General features: G+C 42.4%; 22 protein-coding genes. 21 read left to right on the plus strand and 1 reads right to left on the minus strand.

All coding sequences use genetic code 11. The annotated features are described in order from the left end of the window. Nucleotides 1–33 precede the first annotated feature (33 nt). The 17 genes from C8N29_RS01695 (at nt 34) to C8N29_RS01775 (ending at nt 14,680) form a co-directional block, all read left to right on the plus strand. Nucleotides 34–456 (plus strand): gp436 family protein, encoded by a 423-nt coding sequence (locus C8N29_RS01695; RefSeq protein ID WP_107864283.1) that lies wholly within the window; start codon nt 34–36, stop codon nt 454–456. Continuing rightward, entirely contained in the window at nt 456–1,061 is a 606-nt protein-coding gene (locus C8N29_RS01700) for a DUF1834 family protein (RefSeq protein WP_107864284.1), read from the plus strand. Before C8N29_RS01695 ends, C8N29_RS01700 begins: the two co-directional genes overlap by 1 nt. 3 nt (nt 1,062–1,064) lie before the next feature. Continuing rightward, entirely contained in the window at nt 1,065–2,504 is a 1,440-nt protein-coding gene (locus tag C8N29_RS01705; RefSeq protein WP_107864285.1) for a hypothetical protein, read from the plus strand. Between the two features lie 89 nt (nt 2,505–2,593). Continuing rightward, nucleotides 2,594–4,039: a phage tail sheath C-terminal domain-containing protein gene (locus C8N29_RS01710; RefSeq protein ID WP_107864286.1), complete on the plus strand. Its 1,446-nt coding sequence runs from the start codon at nt 2,594–2,596 to the stop codon at nt 4,037–4,039. A gap of 11 nt (nt 4,040–4,050) precedes the next feature. Next, nucleotides 4,051–4,416 carry a phage tail protein gene (locus tag C8N29_RS01715; protein WP_107864287.1) on the plus strand — a complete coding sequence of 122 codons (366 nt, stop codon included), beginning with the start codon at nt 4,051–4,053 and terminating at the stop codon, nt 4,414–4,416. A 6-nt stretch (nt 4,417–4,422) separates the two neighbouring features. Then, a complete protein-coding gene (locus C8N29_RS01720; protein ID WP_107864288.1) occupies nt 4,423–4,752 on the plus strand; it encodes a hypothetical protein in 330 nt (109 codons plus the stop codon). A 199-nt stretch (nt 4,753–4,951) separates the two neighbouring features. Further along, nucleotides 4,952–7,066 (plus strand): phage tail tape measure protein, encoded by a 2,115-nt coding sequence (locus tag C8N29_RS01725; protein ID WP_107864289.1) that lies wholly within the window; start codon nt 4,952–4,954, stop codon nt 7,064–7,066. Between the two features lie 113 nt (nt 7,067–7,179). Then, the gene (locus C8N29_RS01730) at nt 7,180–8,403 is read left to right on the plus strand and encodes a DNA circularization protein (RefSeq protein WP_107864290.1); all 1,224 of its coding nucleotides are present in this window, start codon (nt 7,180–7,182) and stop codon (nt 8,401–8,403) included. After that, a complete protein-coding gene (locus tag C8N29_RS01735; RefSeq protein WP_107864291.1) occupies nt 8,387–9,526 on the plus strand; it encodes a phage baseplate assembly protein in 1,140 nt (379 codons plus the stop codon). The genes C8N29_RS01730 and C8N29_RS01735 overlap by 17 nt, the downstream gene beginning before the upstream one ends. Next, nucleotides 9,523–9,987 (plus strand): phage baseplate assembly protein domain-containing protein, encoded by a 465-nt coding sequence (locus tag C8N29_RS01740; protein ID WP_107864292.1) that lies wholly within the window; start codon nt 9,523–9,525, stop codon nt 9,985–9,987. Before C8N29_RS01735 ends, C8N29_RS01740 begins: the two co-directional genes overlap by 4 nt. 4 nt (nt 9,988–9,991) lie before the next feature. After that, nucleotides 9,992–10,858 (plus strand): hypothetical protein, encoded by an 867-nt coding sequence (locus C8N29_RS01745; protein WP_146164404.1) that lies wholly within the window; start codon nt 9,992–9,994, stop codon nt 10,856–10,858. Nucleotides 10,859–10,867: 9 nt separating this feature from the next. After that, a complete protein-coding gene (locus C8N29_RS01750) occupies nt 10,868–11,239 on the plus strand; it encodes a phage GP46 family protein (RefSeq protein ID WP_107864294.1) in 372 nt (123 codons plus the stop codon). Nucleotide 11,240: 1 nt separating this feature from the next. Continuing rightward, nucleotides 11,241–12,302, plus strand: a complete 1,062-nt coding sequence (locus C8N29_RS01755; protein ID WP_107864295.1) for a baseplate J/gp47 family protein — start codon at nt 11,241–11,243, stop codon at nt 12,300–12,302. Beyond that, nucleotides 12,299–12,880: a putative phage tail protein gene (locus C8N29_RS01760; RefSeq protein ID WP_107864296.1), complete on the plus strand. Its 582-nt coding sequence runs from the start codon at nt 12,299–12,301 to the stop codon at nt 12,878–12,880. Before C8N29_RS01755 ends, C8N29_RS01760 begins: the two co-directional genes overlap by 4 nt. A 2-nt stretch (nt 12,881–12,882) precedes the next feature. Further along, nucleotides 12,883–13,506 (plus strand): phage baseplate protein, encoded by a 624-nt coding sequence (locus tag C8N29_RS01765; RefSeq protein ID WP_107864297.1) that lies wholly within the window; start codon nt 12,883–12,885, stop codon nt 13,504–13,506. Nucleotides 13,507–13,707: 201 nt separating this feature from the next. Continuing rightward, nucleotides 13,708–13,920, plus strand: a complete 213-nt coding sequence (locus C8N29_RS17395) for a Com family DNA-binding transcriptional regulator (RefSeq protein ID WP_107864298.1) — start codon at nt 13,708–13,710, stop codon at nt 13,918–13,920. After that, nucleotides 13,877–14,680, plus strand: coding sequence for a DNA adenine methylase (locus C8N29_RS01775; RefSeq protein ID WP_107864299.1), 804 nt, complete (start codon nt 13,877–13,879; stop codon nt 14,678–14,680). The genes C8N29_RS17395 and C8N29_RS01775 overlap by 44 nt, the downstream gene beginning before the upstream one ends. Before the next feature lie 239 nt (nt 14,681–14,919). On the opposite strand, the gene C8N29_RS01780 is transcribed toward C8N29_RS01775, so the two are convergent. Further along, nucleotides 14,920–16,395 (minus strand): serine/threonine protein kinase, encoded by a 1,476-nt coding sequence (locus C8N29_RS01780; protein WP_170106851.1) that lies wholly within the window; start codon nt 16,393–16,395, stop codon nt 14,920–14,922. A gap of 152 nt (nt 16,396–16,547) precedes the next feature. Between C8N29_RS01780 and C8N29_RS01785 the strand changes: the two genes are divergently transcribed. The 4 genes from C8N29_RS01785 to C8N29_RS01800 all read left to right on the plus strand — a co-directional run bounded on the left by C8N29_RS01785 (nt 16,548) and on the right by C8N29_RS01800 (nt 18,333). Then, nucleotides 16,548–16,946 (plus strand): DUF1924 domain-containing protein, encoded by a 399-nt coding sequence (locus C8N29_RS01785; RefSeq protein WP_107864301.1) that lies wholly within the window; start codon nt 16,548–16,550, stop codon nt 16,944–16,946. Between the two features lie 9 nt (nt 16,947–16,955). Beyond that, complete coding sequence (locus C8N29_RS01790; RefSeq protein ID WP_107864302.1) at nt 16,956–17,372, plus strand: cytochrome C; 417 nt, start codon at nt 16,956–16,958, stop codon at nt 17,370–17,372. An 8-nt stretch (nt 17,373–17,380) separates the two neighbouring features. Next, on the plus strand, nt 17,381–18,010 hold the full coding sequence (locus C8N29_RS01795) for a cytochrome b/b6 domain-containing protein (protein ID WP_107864303.1): 630 nt from the start codon (nt 17,381–17,383) through the stop codon (nt 18,008–18,010). 116 nt (nt 18,011–18,126) lie between these two features. Continuing rightward, on the plus strand, nt 18,127–18,333 hold the full coding sequence (locus C8N29_RS01800; protein WP_107864304.1) for a CTP synthetase: 207 nt from the start codon (nt 18,127–18,129) through the stop codon (nt 18,331–18,333). Nucleotides 18,334–18,367: the final 34 nt, after the last annotated feature.

Raw genomic sequence — 18,367 nt, forward strand, 5'->3', positions numbered from 1 at the left:
TCCTTATATAAAGGAAGAGTTTTGGAGCAAGTCATGTACGCAACCAAGCAAGATTTAATTAACAAATTTGGTGAGCGTGAAGTTATTGCACTAACAGACCGCGAGCCATATCAGCACGCAGTTAATGATGCGGTGCTAAACGATGCCATTGCTGCCGTTTGTGCTGAAATTGATAGTTATATCAGTCCGCGTTATGCCGTGCCGTTAAATCCTGTCCCTAAAATTGTGTCTTATATGGCGTGTGACATGGTGCGCTATTACCTAACAGGTGCAGCGGCCACCGAAACTGACCCCATTGCCATGCGTTATAAAAATGCCATTAAGTATTTTGTTGAAGTCTCAAAAGGTGCTGTGACGATGGGAGGTATGCCCAATAATGCAGGGGTTGCGCCAACCGTAGATAACACCGTGCAAATGACGAGCGGTGGCCGTGTGTTTGTTCGTGGTGATTACTAATGGCTAGTTTTGACTTGGTCGCCATTGAGCAAGGCATTAAAGATGCGGTTAAGGCGTTAAATCGTCCTTACATCGCGGAAATTGCCACTTATGGTGGTGAGTTTGATGAGGGGCTTGCTGAGTCCGTCAAACGATTCCCTGCGGTTTGGGTGACGTTTAGTGGCGCAAATCCACGGCCATCCAGTACCTCAAAACGCAAGTGGCACGTGGATTTAACGTTTGTAGTTTTAGTGGGTTCGAGGTCAATACGCAATGAAGAAACAACTCGGCATGGGGCTTTTACTGTGGGTGGCCAGTTCGTTGAAGTTGGCACATTTCAATTGCTTAAAGATGTACAAATTGCCTTGCTCGGCAAAGATTTGTCATTACAGATTAAGCCGCTTGAGATGGGTCGCATCACAACGCTCTTTAATACACGCCTACAAAACCAAGCTGTATCTGTCTTGGCGCAAGAATATAAAACGTCGCTTTTGGTCGGTGTCGATGATGAAGATGGTGACGGTGAAAATGCCGCGCCTATCTTGCTAAATATAGGGATGGATTATCACTATCCACCCGAGCAAGAACCTGCCTTTGTCAGTGAAGTTGTCAGTTTAGAGGAATAAAAAATGCCAAATTTTCCAGAGCAACCCAATTTTGATTTAAAAGTTCCTTCACTGCCAACGTATAATATTGGCTGGCTACATCGTCTTAATGAGGCATTGCAAGCTGTTGTTAATCGCACGCGATGGTTGTATGAAAATGCTGGTGATGCGAGTGTTGAGTTTATTGATAGTTTAGAATCTACGCGCATTGATGCTGGTTTGTCCGCAAATCAAGGCGTAGTGATTTACACAATTTTACAGCAACTCGGTTTATTAATTGAGTCAAAAGCCGATTTGGAAAGCCCTATTTTTTCTGGCACAGTCAGATTGCCAACCGCTGTTCAGGGCACGAATGACGACGAAGCCGCATCGACGCAGTTTGTCAATGATGCGATTTATAATGCAATAAATGCGTTAATCAGTAATGCACCTGAAGCACTAAATCAGTTAAACGAATTAGCAGCAGCATTAAATAATGATCCTAATTTTGCGACAACTATATTAAATGCGGTTGCGACTAAATTAGCGTTTGATGTTGTGCAAACATTGACATTAGAGCAAAAAAATAATGTCTATGAAACATTGGGGCTGAAAGCTGGCGCATTTGCAGAAGACTCAGATGATTTGAGCGAAGGTTTAACAAATCTTTATTTTTCAGAATCTCGCGTGCTTGGCACAATATTATCTGCTCTATCTTTTCTTGACTCGTCACCAGTTTTGGCTACAGACAATGCGCTAGTCGCATTTGGCAAGTTACAAGCGCAAATTAATGCTGTTAATTCGCCAGCGAATCAAAATTATTGGATAGAAGATTTTGATGGACATAGCTCAACATTTAAGATGCTTTTCTTGAGTGCTTCAGCAACGAATATCTCTACAAGCGTAGTATCTGACGGTAACAGTGTTCCATTGAATCAACCATTTAATGGCGCGCTTTATTTAAAGCCGACTTCAACAACGTTTAGCGGTCAAGTCTCAACTAATGCATCACCCAGCACTCAAATACAGCATCATTTTTTTAGTAATGAAGTTGATATTTCTACTCGTTTTATGTTGTTAGACAATGATACGAATACCTTCGTTGCAGAAGTGGGCTGGGGAATGTGGCGTACATCGTTTTCCAGCCCAGATGTCGGTTTTTATGCGCGTGTGAATTATCAAGCAAGCACAATTGTTTTTTATACAAACAATGCGTTAGTTCAAGCTAATTCGCCAGCTTTTGCATTTATCAATTATGGAATTACTACTAACAAGTTTTTAAAGCTACGCATGCGTCATACAGGCACTGCGATAGAGTGTTATATAAATAATGTATTGGTACATACATTTAACGCTAATCTACCAGCGAAAGCCCATGCCTTTGGATTCGCATTTCAGAATCTCACTCTAGCTAGCCCATCTTCAAATGCGGGTTTAGTCATTGACTATGTTGATAAAAAAGTGAAGTTTTCAACAGCACGCTAAATGATGTAGCGGAATCCCTTCCTCCTTATTACTTTTTGTACTCTTGTGTAAGCTGCCTAAAAAGCTAAATTGCTTATACAGGAGTCGTCATGACTGAATTCAATTTTAGAGAAATTCCTGAAGGCATTCGTAAACCGAGTGTTTATATGGAGTTCAATATCACAGCGGCTAATCGTTTACTGCCTAGTAACGAACAAAAAATATTAATCATTGGCCAAAAAAATCCCGAAGCTCCACAATTGCCACTACAGGTTTTTGACGTTTATAGCTCCGACCAAGTTGGCATCAGCTGTGGTTTTGGCTCATTAGCTCATCGCATGGCGAAAGCAGGCATCAAGGCATTTCCCTACGCATCACTACAAATGATTTTATTAGATGATAGTGATTTTGCTGAGGATAAAGCGACGGCAACAATTGCCTTAACAATGGCAGAGCCAGCCATTCGCTCAGGTAAATTAACGCTTGATATTGGCGGTGATAGTTATGTTGTTGCTATTGCTCAAAATGATACTGCTAACATCATTCTTGATAAAATCGAAGCCGCTATTAACAATGACAACGATGCGCCTGTCTTGGCTGACTATGATGGTGTTGGCACAAGTCTGTTATTGACTTTAGAAACCGCAGGCTTGGTTGCCGAAAGCTTACTTTTATCGGCTGCTTGTGATGTGGCTGGTATTACGGTGACTGTGCCAGCTCGGCCTGATGTATCGGCATTAACGCGTCCTAATGTCGATGACATACAAGCTGTTTTAGATGTGATTTTTGCAGCAGGACATAACATTTTGGTTGTGCCTTATGCCCGTGAAGATTTGCTGACGGCTGTACGCGACCACTGTGATTTGGTGAGTAACGGCATTGAGCAACGGGGCTGTGTGGCCGTTTATGCGTCTAATGATGACGTTTTAGCAACTGCTAAAACACGGATGCAAAACTTAAATGCTAAGCGGTTGGTGGGTGCTTATTTGCGTGGCCAATCGAATTGGGCAGGCGAAGTGGCGGCTGCTACTGCGTTTGTGTTGGCAAGTGAGTCTGACCCTGCACGTCCGTTAAACGGCCTGCCTTTGTTGGGTATTAAAGCTCCGCCAGTGAGTGCTTGGCTTAGTCGTGCTGAACAAGAGGATTTATTGCACAACGGTATCACTCCGCTTGAAGTGGGTGCAGGTCAAAAAGTGCTGATTGTGCGGATGCTAAGTGGCTATTTGGTCAACGATATTGGTGTGTCTGACCCTTCTTTATTAGACATAACGATTATTCGCTCTTTGGATTACATTCGCCGTTCCTGCCGTGAACGTATTTTATTGCGCTTTCCGCGTTCTAAAAACTCCGCTAATCGCCGTCGTGCCATTCGTTCTGAATTACTCAATGTGTTAAAGCAGCTTGAAGGCTTAGAAATTGTGCAAAATGTCGATGCCAATAAAGACTTTTTAGTTGTTGAGGAGCATAGCACAGACCGTACTCGTGCCAATGCACGTATTCCTGCTGATGTGGTACGTGGCTTACACGTCTTGGCTGGTCAAATTGATTTACTGTAAGGGGCTAACAAATGTCTGAATATGTTGGAGCTATCGTCTTAGAACTTGACGGTAAAGAAATTGATGTTGCCAATGTGTCGGTAACAATTAATGCAGGTCGTAAGTTGGTAAAAACTATGAATCGCTTACGCCGTGCCAAAGGTTTTACTAAGACGGTTAAAGAGGTCATGTTAAAAGTGACTGCGGTGATTGACCCTGATAATCCTGTGGTTTGGGAAGATATTGAAGGTGCAAAAATATCTATTGAAAACCCCGATGGCACGTTGCGTGAGTCCTATTTAGAGTGTGGCTCAATCAGTGTTGGTAAGCAGTACGACACAGAAAATGAAGCGCGTATCGATATTGATATGTATGCCTTAGACCATGTTGTTGAGTAATCCAAAATGGAACAATTAAAAATAATGGGTGTGTTGCCTGTTGGTGTAGTTGTAAACGGTAAATTATGTAACGTTGTTACACTACGTGAAATGACGTTGCGTGATAGCTTAAAAACCGCCACTGTGCCTGATGGTGTTGACGAAGCGCAATATTATCCAAAATTAGCAGGCATTGCGGCTTGTTTGACTATTGATGGTGTGCCGAAAGAAAAAATCACCCACGATTTTGTTTTGGATTTGTCCGAAGAAGATGGCGAATATTTGCTAAACCTTAAGCAACAATTAAGTGCAAAGAAAAAAGAGCAAGTACAAGCCGCCGCAACCTTGACTCCTTAGTATTTGCTCTGATTGGGCATGGTTTTAGTAAAGACGAAATTTACGCCATGCCTGAGTCTGAGTTGAGTAATCACATCGAATTTTTATCGATTAAATATAAGCTAAACAAAAAGCCATCCTCTGATAAGACTGATAATGACTCGGTCACTAAAACGTATGTTTCTACTAAACGTAAAAGCAAGTGTAAAGGTAAATAGCCATGACATCTAAAAACATGAGTGTCAGCTTGCGCGTTTTGTTGCAAGGTTCGGCAACCAAAGAGTTTGCTCAACAGCTTAAATCTTTGCGTAGTGAAACCTCTGCTTTTACAGACGTGGCGACTAAAGCAAACACTGAGGTGCTTAAACTTGCAGCAGGCTTTAAATTGGCTATTGCTGAAGGTAAAGGATTAGCCAGTGTTTTGGGTCAATTGTCGGGACAAAGTACATTATTAGGTGGACGTTCGCGGACATTGGCGAGTGATATTAATGTTGTTAATCATAGTTTGCAGCAAGGTGCGCGTGATGCCGAGCGGATGCGCCGTGAATTAGATAGATTAGGTGGTGCTAGACCACCGAGACCCTTGCCACCAAATGGTGGTGGTTCGGGTGGTGTTGGCACAGGTAGTGGTTGGGGCGGCGCGGCAATGGGTATTGGCTCAGGTGCAGTCGCAGGCTATGCCATTGTCCGTAATCCTTTAGAACGCGCACGTACCTTTGAGACACAAATTTTTGATGCGTCCACCAGTATTACTGGCGGCTACAAAAATATGACTGATGCCCAAGTCAGAGAAACGAATTTAACACTCGCTAAATATGCAAAAGATGCGGTGCGGCAAGGTCATGGTACGGTTGAAGGGATTGGCGACAGTGCAGGCATTTTGGCCGCTTCGGGACAATATCAAAATGTGAGAGACCTTAAAGAGCCATTAAAAGCAATTGCTAAAACGGCTTTTGCAGCAGGTGCTGTAGAGCAGGATATAGCTCTCTTGACCCAACAAATTAAACAATTTGGCGTAGAACCTAATCGTACACAAGCAGCTTTATCCCGAGCAACGGCATCAGGTTTTGCGGGTGGTTTTGAATTAAAAGATATGGCAAGACTACTGCCAGAAGTTTTAGCAATGGCGAAAACCGCAGGTTATAGCGGAGAAAAAGGCTTAAATACCGTAACCACCCATTTGCAATTGGCTCGTAAGTATTCGGGTATTCCAAGCCAAGCTGCTGACAATATGCGTGATTTGTATCTTTTGTTCTCACAAGAACATTTTAAGCGTGCTATTGGTCAATACATTATTCCTGAAGAGGGAGACCCCATTAAAAAAATAGGTTTGCGTGGCAATCGTAAAGGCTTTGACATGACAACATATTTAGAAAGACAAAAAGAAAAAGGTATTGGTACGGTTGATGCCACTGTGATGCTGATGAATCGTCAAATATCTAAAAACAAACGTTTTGTTGAATTACAGAAACAAATTGCTGATTTGGAGGAAAAAAAACAAGGAAATTCAAATGAAGCAATACAGCGTAAAAAAGAAGCTGCTGAAATTGTTTCTGCTGGCGAATTTGGTAAAATTTTTCACAATCAACAATCTTTATTGGGGTTAATGTCGGTAATCTCTGGCATGAATAATGGCGAATTTAAGCGTATTGATGAGCTTTCATGGAATGGTGTTGATGCTGTTGGCCGTGTTGCAGGCTTTAAAGGCGAAATAGAGCCAGCTCAAGCACACGCATTGCAACAAGAGTCTATTTTAGCAACGGTTAAAGTCTATGATTCACTAAAAGGAACACTAGGCACATTTGAAGCAGGACTTCAAAATACAATGGAGGCTAACCAAGCATTAACTGCTTCGGCTTATGCCGCTGCAACCGCATTAGGAATATTGACGGCAGCTAAAATCGGTAAAGCGATGCTGGGGGGTGCTGGTATTTCTTTGGGTGGAGCGGCAGCAGGTGCTGGTCTAGGGGCTGCGATAGTTGGTGTTGGTAGAATGTCATTAACTGCATTGTTGGGGGCGGGAAAAATGGGTTTAGGAGCTGCTGCACTGGGTGTTGGTGGTGCAGGCTATTTGGGCTATCAAGCAGGTGACAAAATTGTGCGTCCATTTTTGCATGGTGCAAGCGATGGCAAAGCTGATGATTGGATTGGTGAAAAAGTTGCTTGGTTTCTTGCACACGGATTTGGAAATAATAATGCGCAAGAAGTTCTCAAAATAAATGAAAAATTAGCGAATATGCCACCACCAAATATTCAAGTTAATGTGAGTTTAGATAGTCAACAAATTGCATCAAGCGTAGAAACACAAATTACAAGACAAGCTCGACGCGAATAAGTCTTTGTGGCTGTTTTGTCTAAGCGGAATATCTTCCTCCTTATCCTTTGCTTTATATAGTCATAAGCTGAACACCTCAAATACGACAAATTGTCGCTTTTAGGCGTGTGGTTATGGCTTGGCAAGAAACATTACAAGATGCAAGTTTTCGCGGTGTACCGTTTGATGTGTTATCGACTACCGATAACCACAAACAAGCCGTTGTTACGCATAGCATCCCTTATGTTAATGGCGGTTCATTAGAACCGACTGGCTACGACCCACGCGCTTTTAATGTCTCAGCCATCATTTGGGGAGAAGATTATGAAAGCCGCTTAACCCAACTAGAACTTGCCCTTAATCAAATTAGTCTTGGGCAGCTCATTCACCCCACACGCGGTTTGCTAACCGTTGCTGTCCAAGATTACAGCGTCAAGCACTTAGAAGAAGAAGTTGAAACAGCTCGTATTGACATTGTTTTTATTGAAGAAGGTTTGATTACCGAATTATTTAGTCTTGCAACACCTGAAGAACCTACCGAAGCATTAGCTGAAGCTGCTTTGTTATTGTTTAATAATGCTAACGATAAACTGGCTCAAGAACTTGCAGTTGTCAGTGAGTCAGCCATATTTAGCGCCAAACAAAGAGCATTACGCCTAGATAAAATGTTGCTTAAATCCTTACAAGACTTACGCAAACAAGTGCAAAGTACCGTTTCTAGTTTAGAAAAAGCTATCAATGCCCCTTATGAGTTTGCGGCACAAATCGCTGATTTATGTGATGGTTTAATTGATTTACGCGCTTTTGATGTCGATATTATTGCCGCCAAATGGCATAACTTACGTGGTCAATTTAAAAATATTCTCAGGTTGCCCAATGACGGCAAATCACTAAACGCCAAACAACAGCGTGACAATCGGGTGTTTAGTCAATACATGGATAGTCTTGTATTGCGTAGTAATAGCGTTGCAGCCAGTCAATTATTCGTCAACGATATTGAGTCGCCCACGCTCACCCCATTGGAAGTTGAGGCAATCAGTAACACGCTGCGAGCCGATGGCCAACAACTTATTAATGCTATTCGTCAGTCCAATAGCCCACTCTCTCAACAAGATTTAGCTGTGATTGAGGCGATTAAAACTGTCGCGTATCAGGCGCAGCGAGCTGGCTTGGCTTTGTTAGCACGTAAGCCACCACTGATAGAGCGCAAAGTTGACAATGCAACATCCTTACATTTATTAGCTCATTTTTGGTATGCCGACCACACTCGCGCCCTCGAGCTTTTACGTCTTAATCCCCAAATTCGTCATCCTAATTTTATTGATGCTGGCGAGGTGTTAAATGCCTACGCCAAATAATCATCTTGCCTTAACTATTGCAGGCAAACAACATCATGACTGGCAAAGTTATGAAGTGGACAGTGATTTATTGATTGCTGCCGATGCTTTTCAAGTAGAGATTGCACCCACGTCTTTAGTGTTGCCTGAGTTTATCAATATTGGCGCAGATGTGCGTTTAACGCTTGATGGCAAACGGATTTTGACAGGTGTGATTGATGATGTGACTGAGTCCGTGGCTAAAAGTCAGCATGCCGTTAGCTTGTCAGGCCGTGATTTAGCAGGACAGTTATTAGATTGTTCTGTACCGTTATTTGATGGCCAAGAGTTAAGCCTCAGCCAAATTCTCAAACAGTTTTTAAGTCCATTTAACATTCCTTATGTCATTGAAGCCGCCAGTACCGCTATTCGTCAAAAAGTCACCGTGGATGTCGGCGAAACGGTATGGGAAGCAATTAGTAAAGCTGCCGAAGCCAACGGTTTATGGCAATGGTTTAGTCCTGAAGGCGTGTTAATTGTTGGTGAGCCTAACCCCAAAACGGCCACGGTGGCACATTTGGTACTTAGGCGCGATGGAGTTGGTAATAACGTCCAGTCATTAACCTATCACCGTAGTTTGAATAATCGGTACAGTTCGGTGACGGTACTCTCACAAACCACCAAAACAGACCCACTTTTTTATCAGGATATGGGTGGTACAGCAGACAACGAGGCAGAAGCCGACAACACTCAACCTAACATTAAAACAACTTTAACAGACGGTAGTGTTAATCGTTATCGCCCCAAAATTGTCATGGCCAGTGATTGCGAAAATCTTGCGGCTGCTCGTGCTAAAGCCAAAAAAATCATGGTGGACGGCCAATTAAATGGCCACAACTTAACCGCCGTGGTCAAAGGCCACTACACCGAATCAGGTCTGCAATGGCAACCGCGCCAACGTGTCACCGTATTTTCTGAACCACACGGCATCAATGGCACGTACTTTGTTATGGGGCGTAAACTCAAGTTAAGTCGGGTTGGCGGTAAAACCACTGAGTTACGCCTCAAGCAAGATGGTATTTGGCTGGTTGACCCCTTTAAGAAAAAAGCGAAAAAAGTCAAAAGCAAACAGCCAGTGCTTTATCAGGAGATAACTACGCCATGATAAATGAAGTCAAAAAAGCTATTGACCGCGCATTAAAGCAAGTACGTCCTGCATTTCGTGGTGTCACCAGTTTATTAAACACGGCTAGTCAAGTGAGCGTGGCACAAATCAAAGGTGTGGCTAGTGAGGTTTTAAATAATGTACCTGTCTTTCAACAATTTGGCTTTACCTCTGCCTTACCTGATAACAGTGACGTGATTGTTTTGCCGCTTTTGGGTCGTAGTGGGCTGAGTGTAATTATCGCCAGTGAGAACGGAAAGTTTAGGCTTAAAGGCTTGGTCAAAGGCGAAACAGCGATTTATGACCTACAGGGTAAATATATTTTATTAAAAAAGGATGGTGGCATTATTGTAGAAGCCAAAAACCAACCAGTCACAGTCAATAACGCCACTGTTGTGACCATTAACGCAAGCGAAAAAATTAAGCTCGTTGCGCCTGTAATTAGTTTGAATGGGAGTTGATGCAATGATAACCCTTTGTGCCAACAACCCATTACCGACTTTTAAATCTCTATATGATAGTGTTGTCGATAATCTTAAATTTCCACCCATAGCGATAGAGATACCAACATTACCTACGCTAAAAACACCTATTTATGAGGGTTTTAGCAATACAAATATGGAAATTCTGCAACTTATACAAGGACTACAGGACTTCCAATTTCAAACAACTTTAATGGCTTTAATACAGCCCTTAGTGTCAGTTGTGGGTGGTGCGTTAGAAGACATCTTACCCAAGATTCCACACACTGATTTAACGTTGATTGACTTATTAGCCTCCAATCCCAGTCATATTTATGACGTGATTGCGGCAGCTATCGCCGAACATGGTTTGGGCATCTTTCCATTTGTCCCTAAACCGATGTTCGGTAGCTTTTCAATCCCTGCGATTGAGGCTGTTAATGTCGTGAAAATGGTTGTACGTGGCTACTATATTGCTGTTTTAAATGTCATTAGCTCTCTTATCGACCAAGTTACTGATATTTTGGAACTTGCTGGACTAGGAGTATTGCCCACAATTCCTACATTATCTGCAATAACCGCCGCTTTAATGGCCGCTTTTCCGCAATTTGATAACCTGAGCGCACTTATTCAGTCAGGCATCGGTATTCAAGATATTTTCAGCATGTTGTTGTTTAGTGGATTTCCACCCATCGCCATACCTAATCCACTTATACCCAGTTTTAGTAGTCATGAAATTGAATTTCAAGAAGCCTTATCAATTATCTACAGTGACTTTTTGACTATTCCTTTAGCCATCATCATTGATTTTGTGCAAGACACACTGGGTATGTTGGGTTTCAGCTTTCCACTGTTATGTATTTCGTTTTAGGGTGAAAGTATGAGCTATATCAATCCACAAACAGGCGATTACGCCTTAGAAAACGGTACAGCCAAACCTGACCCACGCAAAGGTTTAGCGAATGCCGTTTATATGCGCTTGATGACACCTCTCGGTAGTTGGTGGGTTGACCCGAATTTAGGCAGTCGTTTGCATGAATTGTATCGTGAGAAAGATGTGCCACGAGTGATGTTGCTTACTAAACAATATGTCATCGAAGCCTTAACGCCATTACTCAGCTCGCAGCGCGTTAAAAAACTCGATTGCGAAGTCTTTAGACCTAGCAATGGCCGCTTAGAGTTTTACGCACTGGTGACAACCCACGAAGGCGAAGAAATCAAGTTTAGAAAATTTATACAGGTGGGAGCATAAAATGCCGTATATCATTCCTAATTATGCTCAGTTGGTGCAAACTCAAAAACAAGAACTTGCTAACTTAAACCCTGATTTGTCATTACAAGACGATGATGACGAAATGGTTCGCGCTCATGGTGTGGCTGCTGTGGTTGAAGGCGCATACCAACATCAACAATGGATTATTAGACAGCTATTTGCTCAAACGGCTGAAAAAGAATTTTTAGACTATTTAGCCGCAAAAGTTGGCATTACGCGTAAACAAGCCGTTGCCGCGACAGGCTCAATTAAAATATCAGGCACTGAAGGCGCAAGTTTATCGATTGGCGCAAACATCGTTCGTAACGCTTATACATGGATAACCACTTCATTAGGCACAATTGACGATACAGGCTTTGCCACCGTTAATGTCATTGCTTTAACCACAGGAACGGCAGGCAATCTAAGCGAAAATACCCCAGTCACCTTAGCTTCAGCACCAATAGGTATTCAAAGCCAAGCCTTAGCTTTAACCATGTCGGGTGGTTCTGAGCAAGAAAGTGATGACGATTTACGCGCACGGGTGTTGTTTGCTCAACAAAATCCTGAAGGTAATGGCACAAAAGCCGACTACGTGCGTTGGGCAATGGCCATTGAAGGTGTGTCTAGTGTTTATGTTTTTTCACGCCGCCGAGGTTTAGGCACAGTGGATTTGTGTATTGGTACAGCCACAGGTTTACCCAGTCCCACACTTATAGCCGATGTTCAAGCGGAAATTAATCTTAGGCAGTCAGAGCCTGCGGATTGCTTGGTTTATGCCCCTCAGTTTAAATTTGTCAATATGGGTATTTTGGTTGAATTGTCAGGCACAAATTTAGCCGCGATAACACCTCTGATTGTTGGAGTATTAGTAGATTATTTTGCAACCCTAAACCCAGCAGACAGAGTAGTCATTAAACAAATTGAAGCTCTCATTATGAGCTTAGAGGGGGTGGTTGATGTTAAAGTCAATTCGCCCAACACCAATATTGTGCCTGAAGTTAGCTTGTTTTCCACAGAATGGTGTCGTTTGGGTGATGTGGAGGTCAATGTTTTATCATGACTACATCTCGTCATTTAGCTGTTTTACAGCAATTACTTCCACCAGTCAGTTATGACCCTAATGGCCAACATATCAAGGCTGAATTAACAGCGACATCTATTGTTTTAGACGCATTACAAGATAGTGCTGCTCGTGTTTTGGCTGCGATTGACCCTGCCAAAGTCGCCGAATTATTAGATGAATGGGAAAAAGATTATGGTTTACCTGACTCATGCAATGGCGAAGTACCAACGACTACTGAAGAGCGTTTAGGGGCTTTATATGCGAAGATGGTCAGCCATTTACCACTTACCATTCCATTACTAGAGTCTATTGCTGAGAGTATTGGTTTTGCAGGTACTCAAGTTAAAAAGCGTCAACCAACCACCTGCGTTGACCCATGTAATACATTATTAAACGGTGAGATACATCGTTTCGTCCTCAATGTTTTGACCCCTTATGTCCGTAGTCAACAAATGGCTCACTGTACAGCAGCTTGTAATAGCGCAATTGCGTTTATTGAAGAACCTTTATTGGAATGTGTATTCAGGCGATTGCAGCCTGCTTATGCGTTCTTTCAATTTTATTACGGAGTTTAATTATGCATCGTATTGACACAATCAATGCTAGACCTAATGCCAATGGCTCAGGAAAAGCGGGCTATCATTTAAATGATGATTTATCGGGTGTTGACCCCACTAATTTAGACCCTGACGCGCTTAATGCTATTCAGGAAGAGATATGCACGGTTATTGAAAGTCAGGACATTACATTAGTTAAAGGCACAAATAATCAACTGCTCGCTGCAATTCAAAAAATGATTGTTAATATGGCTTATCCAGTACATCGTACAATTGAATTTGCTGCTGATGTTGACCCCAATCAATTATGGCCGTGGACAACGTGGGTACGTTTTGCTCAAGGAAAAACAACGGTTGGTCTTTTGGATGGGGACGCTGATTTTGGGACTGTTGGTCAGTCAGGGGGTGCTAAAAATATAGAATTATCAGTTGATCAGTTACCTGAATTTTCTTTAAAAGTTAAGACAAAAATTATTGCAATCAGAAATGACGGTGATGCCGATCCTGAAGATAGAATTTTGATTAATTATGAAGATACACATCCATACGAATCTGAATTTAACACGTCTTCAATCGGCAATGGCGAGCAAATAGATATCAAAAATCCGTATGTTGTCACTGCTAAATGGTTGCGAACTAACTAAGTGGAATCGCTTCCTCCTTAGCTTATTTGAATCTATCCCTAAAATACGCAACTCTTAGAAGGAGTGTGATGGGCAAGTGCAGCAACACAAGCTCATCACATTCACAAGCAGAGATATCCTGCAAGTAAACCAAGACTCCTTGCTTTGTACAAAGCGGCGAGAGAGTAACAAACTTTCACAGATTGAAAAAGACTTGCAAAAATGACAGATTTAAAGAGAGTGATTAAGTGTTCAGAATGTAAGCGAAAATTAGCAGAAGCCGATAAATTTAATTATTTATCTCTTAAATGCCCTCGCTGTAAAACGATTAATATACTGAGAACCGAGAGTTCCCCACCTGAATGCCATGAGCATCTTGCAGAGCAAAAACATGGAACAGACGGAGAACAAACCCGATTACAACCCACAGGGTAAATCTTTCTTGGCATGGGTTGGCGGTAAAAGCCAACTTTCTAAACAAATTATTGAACTTATGCCTAAGCATCATTGCTACTGTGAAGTTTTCGGCGGTGCGGCATGGGTTCTATTCAAAAAGACTCAAAGCCCTGTTGAAGTTTTTAACGACATTAACGGTGAGTTGGTTAATTTATATCGTGTTCTAAAGCATCATTTGGACGAGTTTATTCGTCAGTTTGATTACGTACTTCTTTCTCGCGATGAGTTTGCACGATTCAAAAAGCAATCGCCTGAATGTTTAACCGATATTCAACGAGCAGTTAGGTATTACTATTTAGTGCGATTAAGTTACGGCACTAAAGCAGTCGATCACTCATTTGCCAGTGCTGCTAGTCGCGCTTTAAGTATTGACTTATCTCGCTTCAAGGATAGTTTGAGTGAAGCTAACAAACGTTTATCTCATGTGACAGTTGAAAATCAGCATTACAGCAAAATCATCCAGCGGTTCGATACGGATAAAACACTGTTTTATCTAGATCCCCCGTATTATGGTTATGAGAACTACTATGGTAATGGTATTTTTAGCCGCGACGATTTTGCACTGCTGCGAGACCAGCTTAAAGCAATCAAAGGCAAATTTATTCTAAGTGTAAATAATGCTATTGAGATCAAGGAGCTTTTTAGCGATTTTACTATCATTGAAACATCAGCTCGTTGGAGTTTGGGCTTATCAACTAAGCCCGATAATCCCAATGAGCTAATCATTAAAAATTTTTAAAGGACATAAATGCAAAACGGCCACTATGGCCGTTTTTGTAATTCTATTGCATTTAGTGAAAAATTATTACTAGCCATTTATCTCGCAATTGACTGGTAATTTATCTCGCCGCGCTTCAGGTGCAGAAGGTTATACCGATTATCCGAGTTTGACCTCTGCGTAAGCATTTATATGATGAAGCAATAGTCTGTCGATTGAGTAGTCGACAGACTCTCCCTCTCCCCCATGTGTTATTAACATTAACCCCATAATTTGCGCCAAAACTTTTTTAGACCATTATCCTTTGTTTTTGGGTTTTTTGAGCTTTTGGATTTGTTAGTGGGTTTTACTGTTGTTAATGCGGCAACGCGTTGTTTGTGGTTGGCTTGTAAAGCCAATAAGCCTGCGTGCGTGGGGGCGGCCAATAAGCCTGTTTGAATAGAAGCTAAGGCTTCGTCAAATTTTTTTGCTTCGTAGGCCTCTTCACTCAGCGCTACATAGACCTGAGCAATACGTTGCAGTCCTGCCAGTGCCGCCGCCTGCTTGCTATCTAAACTCAATACTTGCTGAAAATAGAAAATAGCGTTGTTACGCTCTGGTTCAGCCAGTTGCCCTAATGCAAATTGTTGCTCTGCTTGCTGCAACCAAAAAGCCATTTGTGCAGCGCGTGTTTGTTGTAGACCCTTTAAGGCGTGGTCATTATCACTGTCTAAGTGTAGTGCTTGTTGATAAAAAAACTGTGCGCTGTCTTGGGCTGGAAATAGCCATTGTTTAGCGTTAAAGCGTTGTTGTGCAAGGTTTAGATAATGCCAAACTTGCCATTGCTTATAGATAATTGGTGATGACATCCACACTATAAAGATGAGACTGCTCATCATGAGTGGCCATTTGAGTGCCTTGATGCGGGTGACGATGGCGGCGTGAGGCTGTGTGCGAGGCATAGGCTTGGCGTCTAACACATCATCAATCGCTTGAATCAAGGCGTGGCAATCAGCAAAGCGGTCTTCGGGTTGTTTAGCAAGTAACTGATTGACTAAATTTTGGTAAGCACTTAACTCGGAGTTTAACGTGGGAACGGGCATTTGTACGTGATTGATGACCGTTTGGCTATAACTCTCCCCTTTGAATGGATTATAGCCTAGGAGCATTTCTACAAAAATGACGCCCAAACTGTAAATATCACTACGTTGGTCAAGTGCTAAACATTGTGCTTGTTCGGGGCTGCTATAAGCGGGGCTGCCGACAACAATCCCATGTTGAGTGAGTTCTGTGTTAAGACTCAAATTTTTGGCAATACCAAAATCAGTAATCACTAAATGGGTATTGTCTCTGAACAGTAAATTGGCAGGTTTTAAGTCTCTATGTACCAAACCGTGCTGATGCACTACAGCAAGCCCTTGAGCAATTTGTTTTAAGTAGTGGAGGGCTTGTGTTGGATTAAAGACTTGACCTTTGTATTGACTCAGGTCGCCACCTGCAATGTATTCCATCGCTAGATAATAGCGGCCATCAGCTAACTGATTGATATCAAAAATGGTAATAATGGCGGGGTGATGTAGCGCAGCAATGGTATGAGCTTCGTGAATAAAACGTTGGACATCTTCGGGGGCTTGTGTCTGTGTTAAAACTTTGAGGGCGACTTTACGTTGTAGAGACTGTTGGGTTGCCAAATACACGCTAGCCATGCCGCCTTGGCCTAATAATTGGTGTACGATGTAGCCTTCAATGTGAATCACAACCATCTCTCTGCGTGAATAAGAATCCTGTTTAGGGTCTGTAAACAGGTAAGTTGTCGGACAGACTAGCGGCTATAATAGCGTGTTCGAGGCGTGAGTTCAGTGATTTTGCCCTCTGAATGCGGGTAAATACAGTCATAAGAGTAGATACTATGCGTGTGATGGGATGTATTTTACTGTTGTGTTTACAACAAATGAGTTATGCCGATAGTGCCAGCAGTCAATTGCAGCAATGGTCACAGCAGGCAAAAAAGCAGTCTGCGTCATTTATTGGCTTTGAAGCTACGCGCGGACAGCAGTTTTTTACTCAATTACACGGCAAAGAATGGCGCTGTACAACGTGTCATACGGCCAATCCGCGTCAACAAGGTAAGCATCAGGTGACAGGTAAGCTGATTAAACCCATGGCACCTGTGGTCAATCCTGAGCGATTTACCGATGCGGCTAAAACAGAAAAATGGTTTAGACGAAATTGCCATGATGTATTGGGACGTGAATGTACCGCCCAAGAAAAAGGCGATATCGTGACGTGGTTATTAACCTTGAAATGAGATAAATCAATGATAGCGCGCTTATGGCTGTTGATAGGGGTGTTGGCGAGTCCACTCGTCCAAGCAGACCCGTTAAAGTTTCCTGCCAAAATGTCGATATATGGCCAAGAATGCGGTAGCTGCCATGTGCCTTATCCGCCATCGTTATTAGGGCGTGGTGAGTGGCAACAAATTACCAATCAACTTGACCAGCATTTTGGCGTAAATGCCAGTCTAGATGAAAAAACCCGACAAAGAATTCATGACTATTTGCAACACAACAGCAGTCCAGCTCCACGTGCGATGGCGGCTAAAGGTCAGTTACCACGGATTACTCAAAGCCCTTGGTATAAACGAGAACACCGTAATATTGGCCCGAATGCCTTAAAGGTCTTAAAAGCAAACTCCATGTCTAGCTGCCAAGTGTGTCATGGCATTACGGAGTAACAGAGCTTATGCAAATTAAAGTGTGGGATTTACCAACCCGCCTTTTTCATTGGAGTTTAGCGCTCAGTTTTGGCGCAGCGTATCTAAGCTCTCGCTCAGACCAGTGGCTAATTTGGCACATGGGTTTGGGCTACTTAATGTTTGCCTTGGTGATGTTTCGTGTTTATTGGGGCATGGTAGGTAGTCGTTGGGCGCGTTTTAGCAGTTTTAAGCCGTCAATTTTGGCGGCGTATCGTTATGCGAAACACGCGCTGAGTAAAGAAGAGTTGGCTCACCCTGTTGGACATAATCCTTTGGGGGCATGGGCTATTTATACCTTGTTAATATTAGTGATGGTGATTGTTGGTAGTGGCTTTGCATATTGGCAATATGACATTTTACTAGGTGAAACAATACACGTATGGGCAAGTAATCTCAGTTTAGTTGTGGTTTTTTTGCATCTGTGTGGTGTGGTGGTGTCGAGTATTAAACAACGAGAAAACCTGATTACTGCGATGATAACGGGCAATAAACAGGGCGAAGCGCATCATGCCATTAGCTATACACACGCTGTCTGGGCTTTCTTTTTAATTCTTATCATTCTCACGTTTTTATGGGTGATTGCCTATAAACCCAGTTATTTAGGCTTAGTTGTCTAGCCCAGAACCTTCTTAGCTAAAACAAGGTAATACACGAAAAAGTCTAAAAAAACCTTTACAAGTCCACATAAAAAGTGTGACTATTGCGTTATAGGCTTACTTTTTGTGAGGTTATTATGAATATTCGTGTCGCTTCTATCATTTTCACGATGGCTTCTGTGGTGATTGCAGGTATTTTTTTGACCGTCGCTTTGGTGATGGGGTACGAACAAGCATCGACGGTATGGTGGTCTATTGCTGCGGGACTTGTAGTATCTCTTCCGATAACATGGATAGCCACTAACAGTTTGCTAACATTTAGTGCAAAGCAGCAAAATCGTTAACGAGTTAGCCATGACACAAGGATGTGCCTCTAAG

It is taken from the genome of Agitococcus lubricus (genome assembly GCF_003051055.1).
Classification (GTDB): domain Bacteria; phylum Pseudomonadota; class Gammaproteobacteria; order Pseudomonadales; family Moraxellaceae; genus Agitococcus; species Agitococcus lubricus.